Genomic DNA, 22,488 nt, shown 5'->3' with positions numbered 1-22,488 from the left:
GCGTAATGACCCGTTTCCTCAAAGGCACCGATCGCCCGCTCGCCGAGGCCTATCAGCTTGCGCTGCTGGACCTCGACGGCGTGGTGTATCGCGGCAAGAATCCGGTCGAATACGCAGCCGATTCCATTCGTGCGGCCGAAGCCGCCGGCATGACCATCGAATACACCACGAACAACTCCTCGCGCTTCCAGCACGTGGTGGCCGACCAGCTCAAGGGCTTCGGCTTGGACGTGGAGCCGTGGCAGGTCATCACCTCTTCGGTGGTGGCCGCCCGTATGGTGGCCAAGGCGTTGCCCGCCGGCGCGCGCGTACAGGTATTGGGCGCCGAGCATTTGCGCGATGAGGTCACCCGCAACGGCCTGACCATCGTGGACGGTCCTCAGGACCGCCCGCAGGCCGTCATTCAGGGCTGGTATCCGGATATGACTTGGCAGATGATGGCCGATGCCGCGTTCGCGGTCGAGGCCGGAGCCACGTATTTCGTGACCAACCGCGACCTGACGATTCCTCGTGAACTGGGCATCGCCCCCGGTTGCGGATCGATGATTCGCGCCGTGATCACGGCCACCGGCGTCGAACCGGTCGCCTCCGCTGGCAAGCCGGAAGCGTACATGTACGATGAGGCCCGCGAACTGAACGCCGCCGAAGGCCACGATCTGGTGCCCAAGGAGGCGTCCATCGCCATTGGCGACCGCCTCGACACCGATATCGAGGCCGGTAACCGCGGTGACTACGATTCGCTGGCGGTGCTGACCGGTGTCACCAACCCGACCGAACTGATGCTGGCTCCGGCACGCCTGAGGCCCACATTCATCGCCCTTGATCTGCGAGAACTCGGCGAAGCCCAACCGGAGCCGGTCCGCGACGAGAGCGGTACTTGGGAATGCCGCAAGGCTAGCGCTTGGTTTGAAAACGGCCAGGTACACGTCAGCGATCCCACCAGTATGGACGGTCTGCGCGCCGCCGTATGCGCCGCATGGGAAGCCGCCGACCAAGGTGCACAGCTCAGCGAGGCCACGGTACCGGTGTTCGCCATCGAGGCATAGTCCTATGCCTACGGATAGCGAACATGCGCCGGTCACCGAGCGATACCCCGAACTTGCGGATATCGATGAACAAGACAACGACCGCAAGCTTGAGACCTATCGCAACGTGCTGGAATCCTTACAACACGAGCTTGATAACAGCCGCAGCTAGCAGAGGTGATTCATTCTCCTGCCAGCGGAAGATGACGTGAAGTACTGGATGGTGGGTCGAAAGGAAGATATATGACCGAGCAGCATATCGATCCCGCGACTCCACTTGACCGACTTGACATGATGCTCGTGGCTTCGGGACTGGTCGAATCGCGGGCCAAAGCGCAGCGACTCATCAAAGCCGGGCATGTGCGCGTGGACGGCGAGACCATCACCAAGCCATCGTCCATGGTCAAAGCCGGGCACAGCGAACTCGCCGTGGATAAGGGCGACGACTACGTCTCCCGAGGCGCTTACAAACTCTTGGGCGCGTTCGAAACCTTTGCCGGCAATGGCCTTACCGGGCCGGAAGGCTTGGAATGTCTGGATATCGGTGCCTCCACCGGTGGCTTCACCGACGTACTGTTGCGCGGGGGAGCGGCCAAAGTCGTAGCGCTCGACGTTGGGCACGGCCAGCTCGACCCGCGCATCGCCAATGACGAGCACGTCATCGAAATGAGCGGCGTCAACATTCGTGAAGTAGAGGCCGACGACCTGCCTTACCGGCCGGCGATGATCGTCTCCGATGTCTCCTTTATTTCCCTGACCTATGTGATTCCGGTAATCGCGCGCATCGCGGCTCCCGGTGCGCAGATTGTGTTACTGGTCAAACCGCAGTTCGAGGTCGGCCGGGCAGGACTCGGCAAAAACGGCATCGTTGAAGATCCTGCATTGCGGGAGCGGGCATTACACGACGTGGTCGCCTGTGCTGAACAGCACGGACTTGACGTGGTGGCCACTGCCGATAGTCCCATCATCGGCACCCACGGTAATGAGGAATACTTGCTTTACGCTGTCTTGAGATGAATGCGTTGGCAGTCTCCGTTCACCAGCAGTACGCTGGAGGTACGGTCGATGCCTATTGCGGTGGCACACGTGGCGCTTTCCACCGCACTGCCGTTGCGTAGCATGGCGGAGTCCGCCGTCAAAGTCCGGCATTGCAGATGGTTGGCTTCAACCGTGACGGCTGTGATATGGCGAACCGTGCTGCCATCCTCATACCCATCCATATCAAAACGAGAAAACATCGTACTGCGAAGTGGATGAACTTCCAGAGCCCTGCTGTTGATGTCATGACCCTTCAACACGCCGTTCAAGCGGACTGTCTGACCGCTAATATGACGGGTGCCTAGGGAGCCATTGACGGACAGATTTCCGGAACAAACGATATCGCCGTTGCATCGTAGTTTGCCGGTAAAGGTTATTTCATCGCAAATAATGTCGCCGCCGACTTCGATGTCGCCGCTGCCGCTGATGCTGAATACGCGAATATCACCATCACACCGCACAATGCCACTTTTGATGACCAGTTTGTCCCCTTCTATAACTGAGGCCTCGAGGGTGCTGGTCACAATCATGGTGTGAAAATGCGCGCCATCGGCAAGACGGGAACGTTGGTCCACTCCTATGGTGCCGTAGACTCCTTTGCCTATCAGCGTGCAATTCTGCGTATGCTTGCCCATGATGATAAAGTCCCCTCAATATGGACGTACAGCTTTATGGCTTATTGCCACAATAATGAGCGCATCCATGTTGAGGGGGGTTATATCGGTCACGATGTGAGCAGATAGGGGGGGGATAACAGGCGTAGTTAGGGGGGGGTTAGCCTTGGATGAAGTGGTCGATCTGGTCCTGCTTGCCCATGAGGATGAGTTCGTCGTTGCGATGCATGACCAGTTCCTTGGAACCGTACTGGAACTCCTTGCCGGGGGCCTTGAGGCCCACCACGGTCACGCCGTACTTGTCATGTACTTGTACGTCCTCGATGCTGCGGCCTACCGCGTACAGGGGCGTGTGGATCTTGACGACGGTGTACGGGCCGTCGATTTCGATGTAGTCCAGATAATTGCCGGCCACCAGATGGCCCACGCGCTTGCCGGCGTCGGTCTCCGCGTTGATGATGTGGCGGGCGCCGATGCGCTGCAGAATGCGCGCATGCTCCTGGGACACGGACTTGGCCCACAGGTCGGAAACGCCGGCGTCCAGCAGGTTGCCGGTGATGATCACCGAAGCCTCGATGCTGTCTCCGATGGCCACGACGGCCGTGTCGAACTGGGAGGCATCGATCTGCTCGATGGCCAGCACATCGGTCATATCGGCCTGAATGGTGGGCAGATGCGCGGACCAGCGGGCCACAAGCTCCGGGTTCTTGTCCACTGCGAGCACATCCTGACCCATCTGGTCGAGGGTGGCGGCCACGGACCCGCCGAAACGGCCCAGGCCGATGACCAGCACGCTTTTATTGCCGCTCGGTTTTGCTGCCATGATGATGGTCCTCTCTATGTCAGATTGCTGGGTGCCGATTGAATGGCCGATCAGCCAACGATAATGTTTTCCTGTGGATAACGAATAGGTTCGGGAGCCATCGGTCTGCTGATGGAGTAGGCGATGGTCAACGGGCCAAGTCGTCCGACAATCATCTCGGCGGACAGAATAAACAGGCTGGCCGGATTGCCGGCGCTTGCCACACCCACCGAATAACCGCCCAACGAGAAGGCCGAGCAGGCTTCGAACACGGCGTCCACGAACGCGCAGTCGGTGGTGAACATCAGCATCACCGCACCGACCATAACCAGCGCAAAGCAGGCTGTGGTCACGGACACGGCGGTCATCTGGATGCGGCGGGGGATACGGCGGCGGAACACGGTGACATCGCGATGGCCGGTGAATGCAGCTCGGCAAATCAAGAGAATCACCGCGAACGTGGTGACACGGATGCCGCCAGCGGTGGATGAGGAACCTGCGCCGATGAACATGAGTATGCTCATGAACACCTTGGTCTCATTCGTGACTTCGGGCACCCAGGAAATATCGAAACCGGCGGAGCGGGGCATGACGGCGGCGCTCATCGCACGGCGCATCTTCATGCCGGGGTCATCTGCGGGGAACAGGCCGGTATTGCCCCACTCGACCAGCAGGAACCAAGCCAGTGAGGTGGCCACCAGCACAGCGGTGGTCACCAAAGTGAGTTTGGTGTGCAATGTCCAACGTTTCGGGCTGAGCCGCCGGCGTGCGCACTGCACCAGATTCAGCACCACGGGGAAACCGAGCGTGCCGATGAATGCGCTGATGAGAATCGGCAGTCCCACGCCCCAACGGTTCACATGCAGGCCGGTGGCGTCAGGCGTGAAACCGGTGTTGTTGTAGGCCGACACCGCGTAGAACAGCGCCTGCCACAAGGTGCGCCCCATATTGCCATGGTTCACGCGGAACAGGTCGGGCAGCAGCAGCACGAAGGTCAGTACCTCGGCGATGATGGAGGTGCCCAGCACCACGGTGAGCACGCCTTTGACCTCGGAAAGCTTCGTGGTGCCCAGCTCGTTCGCGGTGAGCATACGCTGGGAGACCTTGAGTCTGCGGGAAGCGCCAAGAGCCACCATCGAGGCGAAGGTCATGACGCCCAGACCGCCGAACTGGATGGAGAACAGGACGACGACCTGGCCGAACATCGACCAGTATTCGCCGGTGTTCACCACCGGAATGCCGCAGGTGGACAGGGCCGAGACGGCGGTGAAGAACGCGACCGGGAAATTGGTGAAGATGATGTCCGATGTGGAGATCGGCAGCAGCAGCAAACCGGTGACGATGATGATCAGTGCGCCGAAATACACCATGGACAGACGGCCCGGGTGCCTGAGCAGACGGTCGGTGATGCTGATGCGGCGAATGCGTTTGGCGGTTTTATCGCTTTTGTCTCGGCTCAGTACATCGGCTGAATACCACCATGGCAGGCCCTTCGAGGCCTCCTCATTGGCGGAGGATTCGTCGAAGTCGTTGGCCATGGGTCCTCAAGCTCCTCAACTGATACCGCTGTACGGTCATACGGCATGCCATCGCGCTGAGCGCGGCACGTGTACGGTGATTGCGCGGCTGTATGCCATTGTATGCCGAAGCCTTACGATAATCGACTCTGTGGAACGTTGCCGACGACGCGCCACGAAGCAGCATTTTTCGAACACCTGTACGACTGATGACGGTGTCTGCGGCTAGAATAATGAGCAATGCGACCGAATCGACAGGAGGATGCCATGGCCAAGCGCAACGCGGTGGTGGTGACGCATACCAGGCTCAGGCAGACCGGAACCGTAGTGGCCGAGGCGGTGAGCCAGCTGCGAGTGGTCGGTTTCGAAGTCACCATCATCGACAACACCGAGGCCCCCGATTTCGGCGTGCGGCCGCCGTGCGTGTCGGACGACACCGAAATCGTCGTGGTCCTGGGCGGCGACGGCACGATACTGCGCGCCGCCGAACTCGTCTACTGCACCCAAGTGCCGATTCTCGGCGTGAACATGGGGCATGTCGGCTTCCTGGCCGAATTCGAAAGCTTCCAGATCGGCGAGGCGATCCGCCGGGTCGCCACCCACGACTATTCGATCGACGAACGCATGATCGCCCATGTGGACGTCTGGCTGCCCGGCGCCACCAAGCCCATTGAGGATTGGGCGCTGAACGACATCACGCTGGAACGCGCCGACCGGGGCAAGATGGTCGAACTGTCCATCCGCGTGGACGATGTGGAGATGAACTCGTTCGGCGCGGACGGCGTCATCGTCTCCACGCCCACCGGTTCCACCGCCTACGCCTTCTCCGCGGGCGGTCCGGTCATGTGGCCGAACGTCAAGGCCCTGCAGTTGATTCCGTTGGCCGCGCACGCCCTGTTCGCCAGGCCGCTGATCATCGGCTCCGGCTCGACCTTCACCATCGATATTCTGGACGATTCCATGTCCGAAGGCTGGATTTGCTGCGATGGACGCCGTCAGCGCGCCCTGCCGCAGGGTACGCGCGTCATGGTGCGCGAATCGCGCGATACCTTGCGTCTCGCCCGACTCTCCGGCGTGCCGTTCACCAACCGTCTGGTCTCCAAGTTCGATCTGCCCGTGGTCGGTTGGCGCGAGCACGCGCGCAACGAGGCCTCGAGCCAGTCGCTGCATCACGGGCACACGTTCCCGGCGGCCGCGTATGCGGCTGGCGTTGCCGGTGGCGCTGGCGTCGCTGGTACCGATCCCGACAAGCCGGGCGAACGTGACGGCAAGGCAGGAGCCTGATGCTCGAAGAACTCGATATCCGCAATCTGGGGCCGATTCGAGAAGCCACCATTGCGCCGGCCGCAGGCATGACCGCCATCACCGGTGAGACCGGCGCCGGCAAATCCATGCTGCTCTCCGCGATCCGACTGGTCTCCGGTGGGGCCGCCGAATCCTCGCGCGTCTCGGCCGGGGCGGACGAGGCTTGGGCCCAGGCGATTTTCGCGCTCTCGGATGATGCCGTCGTATCTGAACATTCCGGCGACACCGACGATGCCGGTGACGATGCCGGTTCTGGTGATGCCGACAGTGGGTTCACCGGTGCTGCCGCGGCCGTGGCCAAGGCCCATGACGCGGGCGTCGACCCCGAAGACGGCGAACTGTTCCTTTCCCGCACCGTACGCGCTTCCGGACGTTCGCGGGCCGTGCTCGGCGGCAAGTCCGTGCCGCGTTCGGTGCTGGGGGCCATCGCCGGCGAACTGGTTACCATTCATGGCCAGACCGATCAGCTGAAAATCGCGGCTGCCGCACGGCAACGCGAGTTTCTGGACCGGGTGGCCGGAGACGAAGCCGAACTGGCCGCCTACCGCAAGGCGTGGGATGCGCTGGCCGCCATGGATGAGCGGCTGGAACGCCTGCGCTCGCAGGAATCCTCTGCCCGCCAACAGGCCGACTACCTGCGCGAATCCATCGACCGCATCAACCGAACCGACCCGCAGCCGGGGGAGGACGAGGAGCTGAAGGCGCGCCGCGAACGCATCGAAAACGCGGCCGACATCGCCCAAGGCGTGGGTTCGGCGCTGGGCGCGCTGGATGCCTCGCAGGTGGATGTGGACGCCGCCGACGGCGCTTCGGCCGTGGAACTCATCAATCATGCGGTGACCTCGTTGCGCGCGATTCGCGTCGGCGGCACGTTCGCCGAGCAGGCCGATCGGCTTGAATCCATCAATGCCGATTTGGGCGACGTGGTGTTCGCCCTGAGCCAGGAGCTGGGCGACGAAGGCAGCGTGGAGGATCTGGACCAGATTAACGGCCGTATCCACGAGCTTGGCGACCTCACCCGTCGGTGGGGCCCCACCTTGGCCGACGTGCTCGCTTGGCGGGACAAGGCGGCGTTCGATCTGGAGGACCTGGACGCCTCGCCGGAAAAGGTCGCCGAACTCGAATCCGAACGGCAGACGCTGTACGATGCGGCCCTCGCCGCCGCCGATGTGCTGAGCGCCGCGCGCGTGGCTGCCGCTGCCGACTTGGGCGCGCGCGTCACTGAAGAACTCGGCTCGCTCGCCATGCTGGGCGCCTCCTTGGAAGTGCGCGTCACGCCGCGAGACAAGGCCGATGATCCGCTCGGCCCGTATGGTCGCGACGATATCGCGTTCCTGTTTACGCCGTTCGAGGGGTCGCCGCAGTTGCCGATGGGCAAAAGCGCTTCGGGCGGTGAACTGAGCCGACTGATGCTGGCCTTGGAGCTGGTGGCCGCCGACACGCGCGGCGGTGCCGACCAGACCTTCATCTTCGACGAGGTTGACGCCGGCGTGGGTGGCAAGGCCGCGGTCGAACTGGGCAAACGTCTGGCACGGCTGGCCCGCAGCGCGCAGGTCATCGTCGTCACCCACTTGGCGCAGGTCGCCTCGTGGGCGGACGCGCAGTTCGTGGTCACCAAGGAGCCGCCGGATGCCGATGACGACGATTTGGGCGTGGTCACCACCATCGCCGAAGTCGACGGCGAAACCCGCGTCCACGAAATCGCCCGCATGCTCTCCGGCAGCGAATCCGAAGCCTCCCTGGACCACGCCCGAGAACTCCTATCCGATTCTCGGCTTACGCTCCCGCTGGCGAGAGCTGGCGCCGCAGGCGACTGAGGGTGGTTGAAGAAGAAGGAGATTAGCAAATGACCAAAGCCGCCATATTCGACCTCGATGGCACCCTCCTAGACTCCATGGGAGTCTGGGACCAAGTCGACATCGACTTCCTGAACAAGCGCGGAATCGAAGTGCCGCCCGACTACATGACCAAAGTTTCCGCCATGCAATTCCGCCAGATCGCCGAATACACCATCGCACGCTTCGGCCTTACAGACACGCCCGAAGAGCTCATGCAGGAATGGGACGACATGGCCAGCGTCGCCTATTCCACCACGGTCGAAGCCAAACCCGGCGCGCTTGACTATCTGAGCGATCTGAAAGCCTCCGGTGTCAAACTGGGTGTCGCCACCTCGCTGCCCCCGCATCTGCGTGAGCCGGCGCTACGCCACGTCGGCATGTTCGATTTGTTCAACGATATAGTCTCCGTCGATGACGCGAACGACGCCGGCAAGGACCAGCCCGACGTCTACCTGCTCGCCGCCAAGCGCCTGGGTGCTGCACCGGCCGACTGCACAGTGTTCGAAGACCTGCTGGTCGGCATGAAGTCGGCCAAATCAGTCGGCATGAAGGTCTGGGCCATGCACGACGACTCCTCCGCCTCCGACTGGCCCGAAATCTGCCACCTAGCCGACGGTGTCCTCTTCGACTTCCACGACGCCCCGCGCGTGCTGTGATAAAAAAAGTTACGCCCCCGCTGGCGGGGTTGTCGGCGGAACGGCGTTGTTCGGCATAGGTGCCCCCTTCCGAGGCCATTGTAGGCACGGTCCATGTTCCGACACTATAAATTGGCGATGTATTTGTTCACTGTTCAACTGTTATGTAACACACCTTGACAGTTAAGCAGAACAGTTGTACTGTGTTGTATAACAGCTAAACAGCTGGGGTGCTAGTCAACCACAACCGAAGGGGGCATAGATGAAACTGATCATCTCATCCGTGTCCGGTGAACCCATCTACGAGCAAATCAAAACCCAAATCCGTTCGGCGGTGCTCAGCGGCGAGTTGAAGGCGGGCGAGGCCCTGCCTTCCCTGAGAAAACTCGCCAAGGAGCTGCGCATCTCCGTACTCACCGTCACCAGGGCGTACAACGAACTGGCCGATGAGGGCGTGGTGCAGAACATCCAAGGCAAAGGCACTTTCGTGATGGACAAGGGCAACGAGCTGATGCAACGTCAGCTCGAAACCCAGATTCGCGAAAGCCTGGCCGAGGCAAGCCGGGGCGCCAAAGCCGCCGGCATTCCGCTGGACGCATTGGACCGCATGCTCGAAGAGGAATACCGCAAGGAATAACCTCAAGAAAGGACCATGGCCATGACCGCCATATCCGAATCCAACGCAATGGCGTTGCAGGTCACCGACGTCACCAAACACTACGATTCCGGCTTCACGCTGGACGACGTGACCTTCGACCTGCCCAAGGGCTACATCATGGGACTGATCGGCCCGAACGGCGCCGGCAAGTCCACCCTCATCAAACTCATCCTCAACATGATCCACCGTGACGCCGGTTCGATTCACGTGCTCGGCCTCGACAACATCGCCGACGAGGAGCCCGTCAAGGAACAACTCGGCGTGGTATTCGATTCCAGCTACCTGTATGAACAGTGGCAAGTCAAGAACGTTGAACGTATTGTCGCGCCACTGTATCCATCATGGGACAGTGGATGCTATCGCAAGTATCTGGATGCTTTTGGTCTTGGTGGTGCACAGAACGGCAAGAAACATATCAAGGATCTTTCCCGCGGCATGCAGATGAAGCTGATGCTCGCCATCGCATTGAGTCATGATGCCAAGCTGCTGATTCTCGACGAGCCGACCAGCGGACTCGATGTGCTCGCGCGTGACGAACTCATGGATATACTGCATGCCTACATTGAGGATGGCGAACATTCGGTACTGTTCAGTACCCATATCACTGCCGACCTCGAACGTGCCGCTGACTTCATTACCTACATCACCGATGGCCGTCTCTACTACACCGGTCCGAAAGACGAGTTTGAGGAATCGTTCCGCCTGATTAAGGGCGGTCCAGACGAACTGGCACAACTGCCTGCGGACGTGGTTCTGGGCTCGCATACGTATGCCACCGGATTCGATGCGCTGGTCCGGTCAGACAGGCTTGATGCTGTTGCGTCGGTGGTTTCGGGGCTTGTCGTTGAATCGGCTTCCATTGATGACATCGTTCGACTGACCAATGCCCATGATTCCAATCGTGACTTGAGCGGGAGGTGAGCGGCCATGGGGGCAATACTGAGGGTGTTGCGGTCTCGGCAACATGCATTGACCACTGCATTGCGCGTCGATATGGCCTACCTGTGCGTCGACGTACAGACTGTGTTCTCGTTGTTGTTGGCACCGTTGTTCTCCGTCATCTTTCAAGGTGAAGTTTATGGTGATGGCTTCGGCTATCGCATAGGTGTCATCATGACGGTATTCACCTGCGCCATATGGATACTCACCATGGCTGTTGCTGACCTGCAGAACGGATATCGGCTTCGTGGCATTATTCCGTCTTCAAGGAAGAACCAGGTGGCCGCGCGATATGTGGTTGGATTGGTGATTTCCGTATTGTCGATAGCGATGATTGTTCTGATTGACGGGTTGCAAGTGCTGGTCAATCCGGATTGGTTATTCGCGGGCAATTTGTGGGCGGCGCCGTTGGGAGGTGTCTGCACCGCGCTGATGATCGCGCTTATCGTGCCCACGGGTTATCTGTGGACCAAACTAGGCGGTCTTCAAGTCACGATGATGGTGATTTATGCCGTTGTATTGGCTGGATCCATACTGCTATCTATTTTGCCTGCTTCGGTGACCAGAGGATTGGCCCATGCCGCGAATGCCATCATCGCGCAACGCTTGTTGCTGGTTATTGCGGTATTGGCGACGACGGTTGTGGCATATGGAATCTCGTATGTAATTGCCTCTCGCATATTTGCTTCAAGGGAGTGGTGACGATGAGCTGGAAATCCGTAGTAAAGCAATGTCGATTCGATTGTGCCAGTATGGGTCTGTTCAGCGTGGCGAATATGGTGTTTCTGCTGGTTTTCCCGGTGCTGTCTATCGTGGTATCGCTGGTGATGATATCGACCCACGTCGATGAACACGTTGCCAGTGGTCTGATGGGCGGACTCGGAGGTCTGGCATCGGTGATGGCATGTATGAGTGCATTGGGGCCTGCGACGTCTGAGGAATCTGCAGGGCACAGTGCCATGCGAGGGCTGATTCCTGTTTCACGCACTGCACAAGTTGTAGGTCGGTACCTTTTTCTGTTGGTGGTTGGCCTGCTCTGGGCTTTGGACGTGGTGATATGCGGCGGCGTCTTCATTGTCTTTGGCGATATAGCAGATATGGGGTGGATTGGTGCCTTGGCAGCAGGTGCCTCCATCTTCGCTTTGGCTATCATTCTTGGGTCGGTGCTGCTGGCCTGTGCATACCGGTTCACCTCCCGCAAGATGATGATGGCCTTTGGCGCGGTCATGGTTGGCTTGTATGCCGTCATTGCGCTGCTGGCCCGATTGCCTGTTGACTGGCAATGGCTATTGCTGAATATTGCCGATTTCCTGACAATCTGGTGGCATACGGCGCTTGTTCTCGCCGTGTTGTGTCTGCTCGCATATTTTGGCTCCATGCTTATAGCCATCCGCGTCTACCGAGCCAAAGAACTCTAGCCGCGCATTTGTCCGACCGCGAATGAAAAGAGACCGACAGGAATCTGTCGGTCTCTTTCCGTTATCGGTGTGCTATCAGTCCACCAGATCCAGAGCGATTGGCTGGTGCGATTGCTGGGAATCGCTTTCATTGGCCGTGCGGCGCGCGCGGATGGCGGCGACTGCGCGCTTGACGGCCTTGATGGCCTCCTGCAGCACCACGACGCCGAACCCGACCGCGATGATTTTCAGCCACATGTCGATCGGCAGCGGCACGGTGCGGAACATCGCGTCGCCGAATTGCACCACTAGCACCTGAAGTGCGAACATCAGCGCGAACACGCCGATCATCACCTTATTGCGCAGCAGATTGGCGAACAGGCTGGCGTTGCCCAGCTCGCGGCTGTTGAAGGCGTTGAACAGCTGGAATACCACGAACAGCGTGAACAGAATGGTCGACTGCTGTTCGGCGGTGCCGCCCATGAAGTTCGTCCAGCTTTGCGCCATGAACACCACGGCGATGAACGCGCCGGAGACGATGATGCGCTCCAGCATGCCACGCGAGACGATGCCGGCGTCGCGGCGAGTGGGCCTGCGGTCCATAAGATTGTCTCGAATCGGCTCCATACCGAGCGTCAGCGCGGGCGGGCCATCCATGATGATGTTGACCCACAGCAGCTGCAATGCGGTGAACGGCGCGGCCAGACCACTGAACAGCGAGGCGAGTACCACGACCACCGAAGACAGGTTCACGGTGAGCTGGAACTGGATGAATCGCTGGAAATTCTCGTAAATGCCACGGCCCCAGTGCACGGCCTTGACAATGGTGGCAAAGGAATCGTCCAGCATCACGATATCGCTGGCCTCCTTGGACACCTCGGTGCCGGCGATGCCCATGGCGATGCCCACGTCCGCGTTCTTGATGGCGGGCGCGTCGTTGATGCCGTCGCCGGTCGCCGCCACCACATTGCCCTGGGCTTTCAGAGCGTTCACCACGCGCATCTTGATAACCGGCGTGCTGCGGGCGATCACGCGGATGCGGACGATTTCGCGGGCCAGTTCCTCATCGCTCATTTCCTCGATCTGGCGCGCCTCGACGGCGATATGCCGCTCGTCCAGAATGCCGAGTTCATTGGCGATGGCCGTGGCGGTCACGATGTTGTCGCCGGTGAGCATCTTGAGCTCGATGCCCGCCTTGCGACAGCGCTCCACGGCACCGGGCACATCCTCGCGCAGGGGATCCACGATGGCCACGAAGCCGTCGAACATCATGCCGGATTCCAAGCCGGCGCGGTCGGCAGCGTAATCGAGGGCCGCAGTGTCGGCGTCCTTATCGGAAATATGGCGGTGGGCGAAGCCGAGCACTCGGCAGGACTGCGCTTGGAACTTCGCGATCTCCCGTTCGATTTCGCCGCGCGTCTTGGCGTCGACGGCGCATCGGTCGAGCATCTTCTCCGGGCTGCCCTTGGCAAACACGGTAATGCCGTCGCCGTCACGCACCACAGTGGTCATGCTCTTGGTTTCCGACGAGAACGGATACGTGTGGAGTACCGTCGCGCGCTCGCGGCGAATCCGGTAGTCGAGTCCGGCCTTGTGCGCGGCGACCAGTAGTGCGCATTCGGTGGGGGTTGCCGATGAATTCCGGCATCGCGCCGGCCTCGGCTTCGGTGGCGCTCGGGAAGGTCACGTCGGCGGTGCCGTTGACGCAGAAGTTCTCCAGCAGCATGCGGTTCCTGATCTGTTCGGGCTTCTCCAAGGCGCGGCCCGGCGCGTTGCACGCCTCGATCACGGTCATGCGGTTCTGGGTCAACGTGCCGGTTTTGTCCGAGCAGATCACGTTGATGCAGCCGATGGTCTCGCACGCCACCATCTTCTTGACCAGCGCGTTCTGCTTGGACATTTTGATGATGTTCACCGCGAGGCACGCGGCCACAATGGTCGGCAGGCCTTCGGGCACGGCGGCCACGATTAGCGTGATGGAGGTGGTGAACGCCTCGGAAATCGTGTCGAACGAGGCGGTGCCGGAAGCCACGAACCGGGCCACCTGAAGCACGAACACCGGTGCGGCCACAATCGAGCCCACCACGGCGATCACCTTGCCGAGCTTCGCGAGCTTCTCCTGCAGCGGCGTCATACCGGTGTTGGCGGCGCGCAGTTCGCGGGCGATTTTGCCGAACTCGGTGTCGTCGCCCACGGCGGTGACCACGGCACGGCCATTGCCGGCGGTCACGAAGCAGCCGGAATAGAGCATGTTCGTGCGGTCGGCCACCGGGGTCTTCGGGTCGGTGAACACGGCGTCGGTGGCTTTGGCGCTCGGCACGCTTTCGCCGGTGAGCGCGGATTCGTCGGCGGCCAGATCGTTTGATTCGATGAGGCGCGCATCGGCCGGCAGCTTGTCGCCGGTGCTGATCTGCAGCACATCGCCGATGGTGATGTCTCACTGCGACACCAGCGTGACCTCGCCATCGCGCACCACGGTGACGGTCGTGTCGTCATTGATGTCGTTCAGCGTTTCGAATGCCTTGGCACTGCGGCCCTCCATCACCACGGTGATGGTCACGGACGGGGCGATGGCGAAGAAGATGCCCACGCATTCGAGAATGTCGGCGTGGCCGCCGGCCATGGCGCGGGTGATGTTGACGCCCAGGGTGATGGCCGCCGCGATCATAAGCATGATGAGCATCGGGTCGGCGGCCGTCTTGACGATGCGGGAAAGCATCGATTCCGGCTTCGGCTTGGTGAAGGCGTTGGGGCCGTACTGGTTCAGGTTGTGCGCGGCCTGTTCGCTGGTCAGGCCTTGATGTGCATCGGTGCCCAGCGTGCTGATGACTGCTGGCGCATCCTGCATGAATGGTGCGGGCGTCTGCCCGTTGGCCGTGGTCATATGTTCCTCTCGTTTGGTTGACACACCGCACTGAAACCCGCGTAATATCACTCGCGTACCGCGCAACATGGCGGCACGCAGCCAAACGAATCGTTGACGACCATGTATCGCATACTCCGCGGTACATGAGTCTCGTCATTTAAGGCAAAGCCAGACCGTAACGGAACTGCCGACGGCCACGATGTTGACTTGCCACATTGCGGTTTGGGCCGAGCCCTTCGCCGCAATGCTGTCTACTCCCTCATGGGACTATTCAGTTGCAGGAACAGAACCTAACAAACCACATGGATTTTCCCGTTCGCCGGCAGCATGGCGATTCCCGCCTTCCTAGAAAAAACAAGCAACACGCCATTGGCTCGTTGCAGGTGAAAAGCCGCAAGAAAGCCGCGCGTGACAAGGCTCGGACATGCTTGAACATGCCTGGACCTTCGACTTGTGACATCAGAAAACAAAAAACCGATACATGCTGGTAAAGCATGTATCGGTTGGGAATTGTCAGTTAGTGCCGTCAGCGGACTATCACAGCGCCTGGGCGGCCTTCTCCACGTAGTCCTCCATGCCGTCGATGGCCACGACGTCCTTGAACCGCACATCGGCGGTCTCAAGACCACGCAGGGCGGCCGGGGCGGTGGTGCCGGTCTCGTGGGCCAGCACATCCATGCACTCGAAGTCGGTGCCGGTGGCGTCGAAGCCCAATGCCTCGTTCACCACGCGCGGGAACTTGTAGGGGCTGGCGGTGGAGAGCAGCACGCGCGTGGTCAGCGGGTCGCGCGGCATCTGCTCAAGCAGGTAGTAGCCGCAGGCGGTGTGCGGGTCGATCACGTAGTGGTTCTCGTCCCAGCAGTGCTTGATGGACTCGCGTACCTGATCCTCATCGGCCCAACCGGTGCCGAAGATCTGACGAATCTTGGACAGCAGTTCTTCCGGGATCTCGTACGTGCCCCACTTGTTGAGGTCGTTCATCAACATGGAGATCAGACGGGTGTCGCCCTCGGACAAGTAGTACAGCATGCGCTCCAGGTTGGAGGAGATGAGGATGTCCATCGAGGGGGAGATGGTCTGGAAGAACGGGCGCTGGCGGTTGTAGGTACCGGTGGTCAGGAAGTCGAACAGCACGTTGTTCTTGTCGGAAGCCACCACGAGGTGCTTGACCGGCAGACCGAGCAGCTTGGCATAGTAGCCGGCGAGGATATCGCCGAAGTTGCCGGTCGGGACCACAAACTCGACTTCATCGCCGACGTTGATCACCTGGTCGGCGAGCAGCTGGGCGTAAGCGGAGAAGTAGTAGACGACCTGCGGCACCAGACGGCCTACGTTGATGGAGTTGGCGGAGGAAAGCACCACGTGCGAATTGCCGGCGAGACGCTCGGCCAGGGCACGGTCGCCGAAGATGCGCTTGACCGCGGACTGGGCGTCGTCGAAGTTGCCTTCCACGGCGGCCACCTGCACGTTGGAGCCGGCCTGCGTGGTCATCTGCAGCTCCTGGACCTGGGAGACCTTGCCTTCCGGGTAGAAGACGGTGATCGCGGTGCCCGGGGCGTCCGCGAAGCCGGACAGCGCGGCCTTGCCGGTGTCGCCGGAGGTGGCGGTGAGGATCATGATCTTCTCGTCCGCGTCGCCATCGGCCGGCGTGGTGTGCGCCATGAAGCGCGGCAGGATCTGCAGCGCCACGTCCTTGAACGCGGAAGTCGGACCGTTGAACAGTTCGAGCACGTAATCGTCACCCAGGGGCTTGAGCGGGGTGATGCGCTCATCGGACCACTGTTCGCCGTAGGCGTCGGCGATGCACTGGCCCAGCTCCTCGGCCGTGAAGTCCGGCAGCAGCGCGCCCAGCACCTCGGCGGCGATTTGCTGGTACGACTTGCCCGGCAGGGAGGCCACGTCCACCTTGGTCTTGCCCAACGCGTCCGAAACGAACAGGCCGCCGTCATCGGCGATGCCCTTACGAATCGCCTGCTTGGCGGTCAGCGAATCGGTGGTGCTACGGGTGGAATGGAAGGTGGTTGTCACGATGAATCCTTCTGCCTGAAAGGGATGATGAATCCACACCAGTCTAGCGTGGGCCGTGGGCAGAAGGGCCGTCCGTCTCGCGTAGCCGACCGGTCGCACCGGCGAAAATCACCATTGCCATCGAACGGGGACCGGCCATATCATGAAACAGGCCGGCTACAAACGGGCCATACAGTAAGGCGACAACGGCGAATCAATCGTCGCCCATACCAAAGGAGCACCCATGACCGCTTCACCCCTTGCGCAGAAAGCGACCGATGCTTTCAACGCGCCGATCTACGAAACCGATCCTGAGATCGCCGAACTGCTGGACTCCGAACTGGGCCGCCAACGCAATGGCCTTGAGATGATCGCCTCTGAGAACTTCGTGCCGCGAGCGGTACTGCAATGCCAGGGCTCCGTGCTGACCAACAAATACGCCGAAGGCTACCCCGGCCGCCGCTACTATGGCGGCTGTGAATACGTGGACCAGATCGAAACCATCGCCCGCGAACGCGCCAAGGCCCTGTTCGGCGCCGAATACGCCAACGTCCAGCCGCACTCCGGTGCCCAGGCCAACGCCGCCGTCTACCAGGCGCTCGTCAAGCCCGGCGACACCGTGCTCGGTCTGGCCCTCGACCACGGCGGCCACCTGACCCACGGCATGAAGATCAACTTCTCCGGCCGTTTCTACCACGCCGAGGCGTACGGCGTGAACCCCGAGACCTTCCGCATCGACCCGGAGATCATCCGCCAGCGCGCGCTCGAAACCCACCCGGCCATGATCATCGGCGGCTGGTCCGCCTACCCGCGCATCGAGGACTTCAAGGCCATGAAGGAGATCGCCGACGAGGTCGGCGCCAAATTCTGGGTCGACATGGCCCACTTCGCCGGACTCGTGGCCGCGGGCCTGCACCCGAGCCCCGTGCCGTACGCCGACGTGGTCTCTTCCACCGCGCACAAGACCTTCGGCGGTCCGCGTTCCGGTTTCATTCTCGCCAAGCAGGAGTATGCCAAGAAACTCAACTCCTCCGTGTTCCCCGGCCAACAGGGCGGACCGCTCATGCACGTGATCGCGGGCAAGGCCGTGAGCTTCAAAGTGGCCGGCACCCCCGAATTCAAGGACCGCATGCAGCGCACGCTCGACGGCGCCAAGATCCTTGCCGAACGACTACTGGCCGACGACGTCAAGGCCAACGGCATCTCCGTGCTGACCGGCGGCACCGATGTGCATCTGGTGATGGTCGACCTGCGCAACAGCGAGATGGACGGCCAGCAGGGCGAGGATTTGCTCGCCGCCTGCGGCATCACCATCAACCGCAACACCGTGCCCTTCGACCCGCGTCCGGCCTCGGTGGCCTCGGGCCTGAGAATCGGCACGTCCGCCCTGGCCACCCGCGGCTTCGGACCGAAGGAATACGAGGAGGTGGCCGACATCATCGGCACCGCGCTCGCCGCCGGCCCGTCCGCCGACGTGACCGCGCTGAAGGCCCGCGTCGACAAGCTCGCCGAAGACTTCCCGCTCTACCCCGACCTGGACCAGATTCACTGATTTGCTGATTCGCTAATCCACCGTGGTGTACCGGTTAGTGATGATTTGCTGACCGGAGCGCATCACATCACCGGCTTCCCGCCTGAGATGGAGGGGAGCCGGTTCTGTTTGCGATTCAAAACGTCAGACATCCCATAACAAGCAGGTCGGAGTAAGCAATCAGCCGCGTTGTGAGTTACGCTTGACTGTTATGAGCGATGAATTGAGTCCTGAGGTGTTCGACGCGGTGTGCCGCCAGGCCGATCAGGCCGCACGCGCGCAGGAGCGTCTTGCACAGGCAAATACCGAAGCCAAAAACGAACTGCTGCTTGCCATTGCGGACGCGTTGGATGAGCACGCCGCGGACATCGAAGCCGCCAACGCGCTGGACATGCACGAATCCAAGGAAAACGGCATGGATGAGGGAAAGCTCGACCGCCTGCTGTTCGACGTGCCGCGCGTGGCCGCCGCCGCCCAAGGCGTGCGCCATGTGGCCACCCTGCCCGATCCGGTCGGCGAGATCGTGCGCGGATACAACCTGCCCAACGGTCTGCGCCTTACCCAAACGCGCGTGCCGATGGGCGTCATCGGCATGATCTACGAGGCCCGGCCGAACGTCACTGTGGACGTGGCCAGCCTGTGCCTCAAGTCCGGCAATGCCGCGCTGCTGCGAGGCGGCCACGCCGCCGAACGCACTAACGCCGCCACGTTGGGCGTCATCGCCCCGGTGCTTGAAGCCCACGGTTTCGAATCCGCACTGGTGCAATCCGTCGACCAGTACGGGCGCGCCGGCGCCACCGCCATGATGGAGGCGCGAGGCCATATCGACGTGCTCGTGCCGCGAGGAGGAGCGGGTCTGATCCAAGCCGTCGTGCGCAACTCCAAAGTGCCGGTCATCGAAACCGGTGCCGGCAACGTGCATATCTACATCGACAAGTCCGGTGATCTCGCCAAGGCCATCCCGATCATCATCAACGCCAAAACCCAGCGCGTGGGCGTGTGCAACGCCGCCGAAAAGCTATTGGTTCATAAGGATGTCGCCGCCGAATTCCTGCCGCAGATCGCCGCCGCTCTGGCCGAGACGAACGTCGTGCTGCAGGCCGACACCACGTCGTACGACATCATCTCCGGCACGGCAATCGAGGGCCTTGACCTCAACCACGCCACCGAAGAGGATTGGGACACTGAATACCTGGCCCTCAAAATGGGCATCAAGGTGGTGCCGGATCTGGGCGCGGCCATCGACCACATCAACACGCATTCCACAGGCCACACCGAATCCATCATCGCCGAGGATTATGCGGCCATCGAGGAATACACCAAGCGCATCGACTCGGCCGTGGTCATGGTCAACGCCTCCACCCGCTTCACCGATGGCGGCGTGTTTGGCTTTGGTGCCGAGCTTGGCATCTCTACGCAGAAGATGCACGCACGCGGTCCCATGGGATTGCGGGAGATGACCACCACCAAGTGGATCGGTTACGGAACAGGACAGGTGCGCGCATGAACGAGGACGGCAACATGAACACTACGGCTGACACGGCAAACAAGGCAAGCGAACTGCGGCCCGACATCGACCTCAGCGATCCCAAGCTCGGCCTGAAGATCGCGGTCGAACGTCTGAGCATCGTCCGCTACGTGTTCCTTGTGCAGATCGAGGACGGCATCGCCTCCGCCGCCCAGCGTGCGTCGCTCGAATACGCGGACGCCGTGCTCATCGGTTGTCCCGAGACCGATTCGCCCGAAGTCGTGGACCTCGACGATGCCCAGCTCGAGATCGTGCGCGAACACATGGAACTCATGGAAGGCTACATCGGCAAATACAGCCAGATGGAGCACGACGGCAACCTTGACGGCATGACCGACACGCTCATCCGCATCACCGAGCGCGTGGCCGAGGTCCGCCGCCTCTACCAGCCGGACTTCCCGCTGCCCACCTTCGCCGAAATTCGTCGCGTGGTTCAGGACGAATGGGATGAAGACATGGGCAAGATCGATCCCAAGGAAGACAATCCCACCGCCGGCGAAATCGAAGGGGAAACCGAATCAGCCGATGACGCCGCCGGCGAGGGCGGCCAGGCATGAGTGGTGTTACCGACAGCCACAAAACGGCTGCGTCAGTTCAGTCCGAAAAATCAGTGGAATTCGCCGAGCCCGCCGAAATCGTTGCCGTCACCCAAGGCGAAACCGAACGGCGCATGTCTGACCTGTCCGCGCCGGCCGGGGCCAGCAGCCATGGCAAAGGCAGGCTTTCCGCACGCGGCAATTGGCATACGCGCCTGCGCGTCGGCATCATGGGCGGCACGTTCGACCCGATTCACAACGGCCACTTGGTCGCCGCCTCCGAAGTAGCTTGGGTATACGACCTCGATGAGGTGATTTTCGTACCCACCGGCCGACCTGTGTTCAAGCTGGACAAGCACGTCACCAACGCCGAAGATCGGTATCTGATGACTGTGATCGCCACCGCATCCAACCCCAAATTCACCGTCTCGCGTGTCGACATCGACCGTCCGGGCGTCACCTACACCATCGACACCCTGCGCGATATCCGAGCCCAGCATCCCGACGCCGAGCTGTTCTTCATCACCGGCGCAGACGCCGTGGCCGAAATCATGCAGTGGAAGGACGCCGACCTCATGTGGGACCTCGCCCACTTCGTGGCCGTCACGCGCCCCGGCTACTCCAGTCCGGACGGCGTGACCTTGCCCGAAGGCAAGGTCGATACGCTTGAGATTCCGGCCCTGGCCATCTCCTCGACCGATGTACGCCGCCGCGCCGAACACGACGAGCCGGTCTGGTATCTGGTGCCTGACGGCGTAGTGCAATACATCGGCAAGCATGGTCTGTATTCATACGAGGACTAGTGAGGATTTGTACGAGGGCTGGTGAGGATTAGCGCGAATCAGCGCGCATCAATCCTCGCCAGTGCAAGGATGAACGGTCAGGCCAGTCCCATCTTGATTTTCAATGTCATTACGCGAGTCGCCGCCGCCGTCACTTTCGAAGCGAAAGCCGGATCGGACTTCGCCCGTCCGTTGAGGCCGTCCACAATTGGCTTTACATAATCCGTCTGACCGATGCAGGACATGTCGCCGCCCGCCTCGACAAGCTTTACTCCCAATTGGCTTACATCGTAGCTGCTCAACGCTTCGGCAGACATCGAATCCGAAATCACCACGCCCGTGTACTTCAGGGCGTTGCGAATATGACCGTCGATAATCGTAGAAGAAAACACCGCCGGATTATTCGGGTCGATGGATTGATACGTGGCCAACGACATCATCACCATTGCAGGATCGGCCTTGGTGATCGCCTGGTCAAAGGCACCTGCCTCGGCCCCGTCCAACGTGGTGGTCGTATCCAGAATGCCTTCGGTGGTGAAGTCGGTATTGCCGCTTACCGCGCCCAACCCAGGATAATGTTTGACCGCCGCACCGACTTGAGCGTCTCGCAAACCTTCAATAACGGCGATGCCATGTTCGGCGTTGCCGGCCGCGTCCAATCCGAAATCACGATCCAGCGCGCCAATCGGAGCATTTGAGGCACGATCGCCCACCACCGTGCCGAGCACCGGTGCCAAATCGACATTTATGCCAGCAGCAGCTAATTGCGAACCCCACGTGCCTGCCGATTGACGCAATGCGTCAGCGGACATTGTGCCCTGCTCAACGGCACTGGGCATTGTGTCGAAACCGGTACCAGTCAGATGCTGTACCTGACCACCCTCCTGATCGGTGGCGATGATGAGACGATCGCCGGCCGGCGCATATCCTTGGAGTTGCGCGGTCGCGGTCTTGACCGTATCGGCGCCGGTATTCCAATTGCCAATGAGAATGGCCGAGCCAATGTGCTCGTCGGCGATTGTTGAAGCCAACGAGGAGGGGTCGGAACCGGCAAACAACGGCACCATCACTAACTGTCCCACACGTTCCTCAAGCGTCATGGCGGATACCGCACGTTGGGCTTGTGCGGCCGGGTCGTTCTTCTTCGGGGAAGGAACGCCGGTGCGCGGTAACGCGCTTGTCTGGGAGGTCTGGGGAGTGGTGGTGTCGCCGTTTGATGCGGATTTGGCAAACCACCCGATATGCCATCCGTAGGCCGCCACGCCGGCCAACACCACTGCCAAAGCACATATTGTCGCCACGATTGGAGTGCTCCTGTGCCGAAGTTGGCGTGTGGCGTGTGCTGAGGGACGCATATGTTGTGGCCGTTGGCTGTTCATACCGGCAAGCGTAGAACGGAGCGTAGAACAGAACGCTGCCTCATTCTGTGCTCAGGGCATAACCTACCTCCCGCCCTTTCGATAGGCTTGA

The 22,488-nt window shown here is 61.1% G+C and carries 19 protein-coding genes and 1 pseudogene; 14 read left to right on the top strand and 6 right to left on the bottom strand.

Features of this window, described 5'->3' with window-relative positions; translation table 11 throughout:
* The first annotated feature begins 5 nt into the window (after window positions 1-5).
* From ACEUKI_RS01965 to ACEUKI_RS01955, 3 genes are all read left to right on the top strand, one after another.
* Complete coding sequence (locus tag ACEUKI_RS01965; RefSeq protein ID WP_374156435.1) at window positions 6-1,046, top strand: HAD-IIA family hydrolase; 1,041 nt, start codon at window positions 6-8, stop codon at window positions 1,044-1,046.
* Between the two features lie 4 nt (window positions 1,047-1,050).
* On the top strand, window positions 1,051-1,197 hold the full coding sequence (locus tag ACEUKI_RS01960; protein ID WP_007051152.1) for a hypothetical protein: 147 nt from the start codon (window positions 1,051-1,053) through the stop codon (window positions 1,195-1,197).
* Window positions 1,198-1,268: 71 nt separating this feature from the next.
* Window positions 1,269-2,042: a TlyA family RNA methyltransferase gene (locus tag ACEUKI_RS01955; protein ID WP_374156434.1), complete on the top strand. Its 774-nt coding sequence runs from the start codon at window positions 1,269-1,271 to the stop codon at window positions 2,040-2,042.
* On the opposite strand, the gene ACEUKI_RS01950 is transcribed toward ACEUKI_RS01955, so the two are convergent.
* The 3 genes from ACEUKI_RS01950 to ACEUKI_RS01940 all read right to left on the bottom strand — a co-directional run bounded on the left by ACEUKI_RS01950 (window position 2,024) and on the right by ACEUKI_RS01940 (window position 5,017).
* Window positions 2,024-2,698, bottom strand: a complete 675-nt coding sequence (locus tag ACEUKI_RS01950; protein WP_080785142.1) for a hypothetical protein — start codon at window positions 2,696-2,698, stop codon at window positions 2,024-2,026. The two genes, ACEUKI_RS01955 and ACEUKI_RS01950, sit on opposite strands and share 19 nt — an antisense overlap.
* Window positions 2,699-2,837: 139 nt before the next feature.
* Window positions 2,838-3,500: a TrkA family potassium uptake protein gene (locus ACEUKI_RS01945; RefSeq protein ID WP_071474645.1), complete on the bottom strand. Its 663-nt coding sequence runs from the start codon at window positions 3,498-3,500 to the stop codon at window positions 2,838-2,840.
* 50 nt (window positions 3,501-3,550) lie between these two features.
* Complete coding sequence (locus tag ACEUKI_RS01940; protein WP_374156433.1) at window positions 3,551-5,017, bottom strand: TrkH family potassium uptake protein; 1,467 nt, start codon at window positions 5,015-5,017, stop codon at window positions 3,551-3,553.
* 246 nt (window positions 5,018-5,263) lie between these two features.
* Between ACEUKI_RS01940 and ACEUKI_RS01935 the strand changes: the two genes are divergently transcribed.
* The 7 genes from ACEUKI_RS01935 to ACEUKI_RS01905 all read left to right on the top strand — a co-directional run bounded on the left by ACEUKI_RS01935 (window position 5,264) and on the right by ACEUKI_RS01905 (window position 11,789).
* Window positions 5,264-6,280 carry an NAD kinase gene (locus ACEUKI_RS01935; protein ID WP_374156451.1) on the top strand — a complete coding sequence of 339 codons (1,017 nt, stop codon included), beginning with the start codon at window positions 5,264-5,266 and terminating at the stop codon, window positions 6,278-6,280.
* Complete coding sequence (recN, locus tag ACEUKI_RS01930; protein WP_374156432.1) at window positions 6,280-8,118, top strand: DNA repair protein RecN; 1,839 nt, start codon at window positions 6,280-6,282, stop codon at window positions 8,116-8,118. The genes ACEUKI_RS01935 and recN overlap by 1 nt, the downstream gene beginning before the upstream one ends.
* Before the next feature lie 29 nt (window positions 8,119-8,147).
* On the top strand, window positions 8,148-8,795 hold the full coding sequence (locus ACEUKI_RS01925; RefSeq protein ID WP_144169192.1) for an HAD family phosphatase: 648 nt from the start codon (window positions 8,148-8,150) through the stop codon (window positions 8,793-8,795).
* A gap of 241 nt (window positions 8,796-9,036) precedes the next feature.
* Window positions 9,037-9,411 (top strand): GntR family transcriptional regulator, encoded by a 375-nt coding sequence (locus ACEUKI_RS01920; RefSeq protein WP_015713411.1) that lies wholly within the window; start codon window positions 9,037-9,039, stop codon window positions 9,409-9,411.
* Window positions 9,412-9,432: 21 nt separating this feature from the next.
* A complete protein-coding gene (locus ACEUKI_RS01915) occupies window positions 9,433-10,353 on the top strand; it encodes an ABC transporter ATP-binding protein (protein WP_115770186.1) in 921 nt (306 codons plus the stop codon).
* A gap of 6 nt (window positions 10,354-10,359) precedes the next feature.
* Complete coding sequence (locus ACEUKI_RS01910; RefSeq protein ID WP_374156431.1) at window positions 10,360-11,073, top strand: ABC-2 transporter permease; 714 nt, start codon at window positions 10,360-10,362, stop codon at window positions 11,071-11,073.
* Between the two features lie 2 nt (window positions 11,074-11,075).
* Window positions 11,076-11,789: an ABC-2 transporter permease gene (locus ACEUKI_RS01905; protein WP_080785136.1), complete on the top strand. Its 714-nt coding sequence runs from the start codon at window positions 11,076-11,078 to the stop codon at window positions 11,787-11,789.
* Between the two features lie 75 nt (window positions 11,790-11,864).
* On the opposite strand, the pseudogene ACEUKI_RS01900 reads toward ACEUKI_RS01905, so the two are convergent.
* Window positions 11,865-14,652, bottom strand: a pseudogene (locus ACEUKI_RS01900) (calcium-translocating P-type ATPase, PMCA-type).
* Window positions 14,653-15,171: 519 nt separating this feature from the next.
* Window positions 15,172-16,662, bottom strand: coding sequence for a threonine synthase (gene thrC, locus ACEUKI_RS01895; RefSeq protein ID WP_115770724.1), 1,491 nt, complete (start codon window positions 16,660-16,662; stop codon window positions 15,172-15,174).
* A 223-nt stretch (window positions 16,663-16,885) separates the two neighbouring features.
* Here thrC and glyA point away from each other — a divergent pair, with 223 nt between their 5' ends.
* From glyA to nadD, 4 genes are all read left to right on the top strand, one after another.
* A complete protein-coding gene (gene glyA / locus ACEUKI_RS01890; RefSeq protein WP_115770725.1) occupies window positions 16,886-18,193 on the top strand; it encodes a serine hydroxymethyltransferase in 1,308 nt (435 codons plus the stop codon).
* Window positions 18,194-18,383: 190 nt separating this feature from the next.
* Window positions 18,384-19,679 (top strand): glutamate-5-semialdehyde dehydrogenase, encoded by a 1,296-nt coding sequence (locus tag ACEUKI_RS01885; RefSeq protein WP_115770726.1) that lies wholly within the window; start codon window positions 18,384-18,386, stop codon window positions 19,677-19,679.
* Window positions 19,676-20,257, top strand: a complete 582-nt coding sequence (locus tag ACEUKI_RS01880) for a phosphoribosylglycinamide synthetase (RefSeq protein ID WP_374156430.1) — start codon at window positions 19,676-19,678, stop codon at window positions 20,255-20,257. Before ACEUKI_RS01885 ends, ACEUKI_RS01880 begins: the two co-directional genes overlap by 4 nt.
* Window positions 20,254-21,039 (top strand): nicotinate-nucleotide adenylyltransferase, encoded by a 786-nt coding sequence (gene nadD, locus ACEUKI_RS01875; RefSeq protein ID WP_080785130.1) that lies wholly within the window; start codon window positions 20,254-20,256, stop codon window positions 21,037-21,039. Before ACEUKI_RS01880 ends, nadD begins: the two co-directional genes overlap by 4 nt.
* Window positions 21,040-21,116: 77 nt before the next feature.
* Here the strand turns inward: nadD and ACEUKI_RS01870 are convergent, their stop codons facing one another.
* A complete protein-coding gene (locus ACEUKI_RS01870; protein ID WP_251847616.1) occupies window positions 21,117-22,319 on the bottom strand; it encodes a glycoside hydrolase family 3 N-terminal domain-containing protein in 1,203 nt (400 codons plus the stop codon).
* Window positions 22,320-22,488 lie beyond the last annotated feature (169 nt).

The sequence above is a fragment of the Bifidobacterium sp. 2450 genome, from assembly GCF_041900695.1.
Classification (GTDB): domain Bacteria; phylum Actinomycetota; class Actinomycetes; order Actinomycetales; family Bifidobacteriaceae; genus Bifidobacterium; species Bifidobacterium longum.
This window is presented reverse-complemented; position numbering and strand designations above follow the sequence as displayed.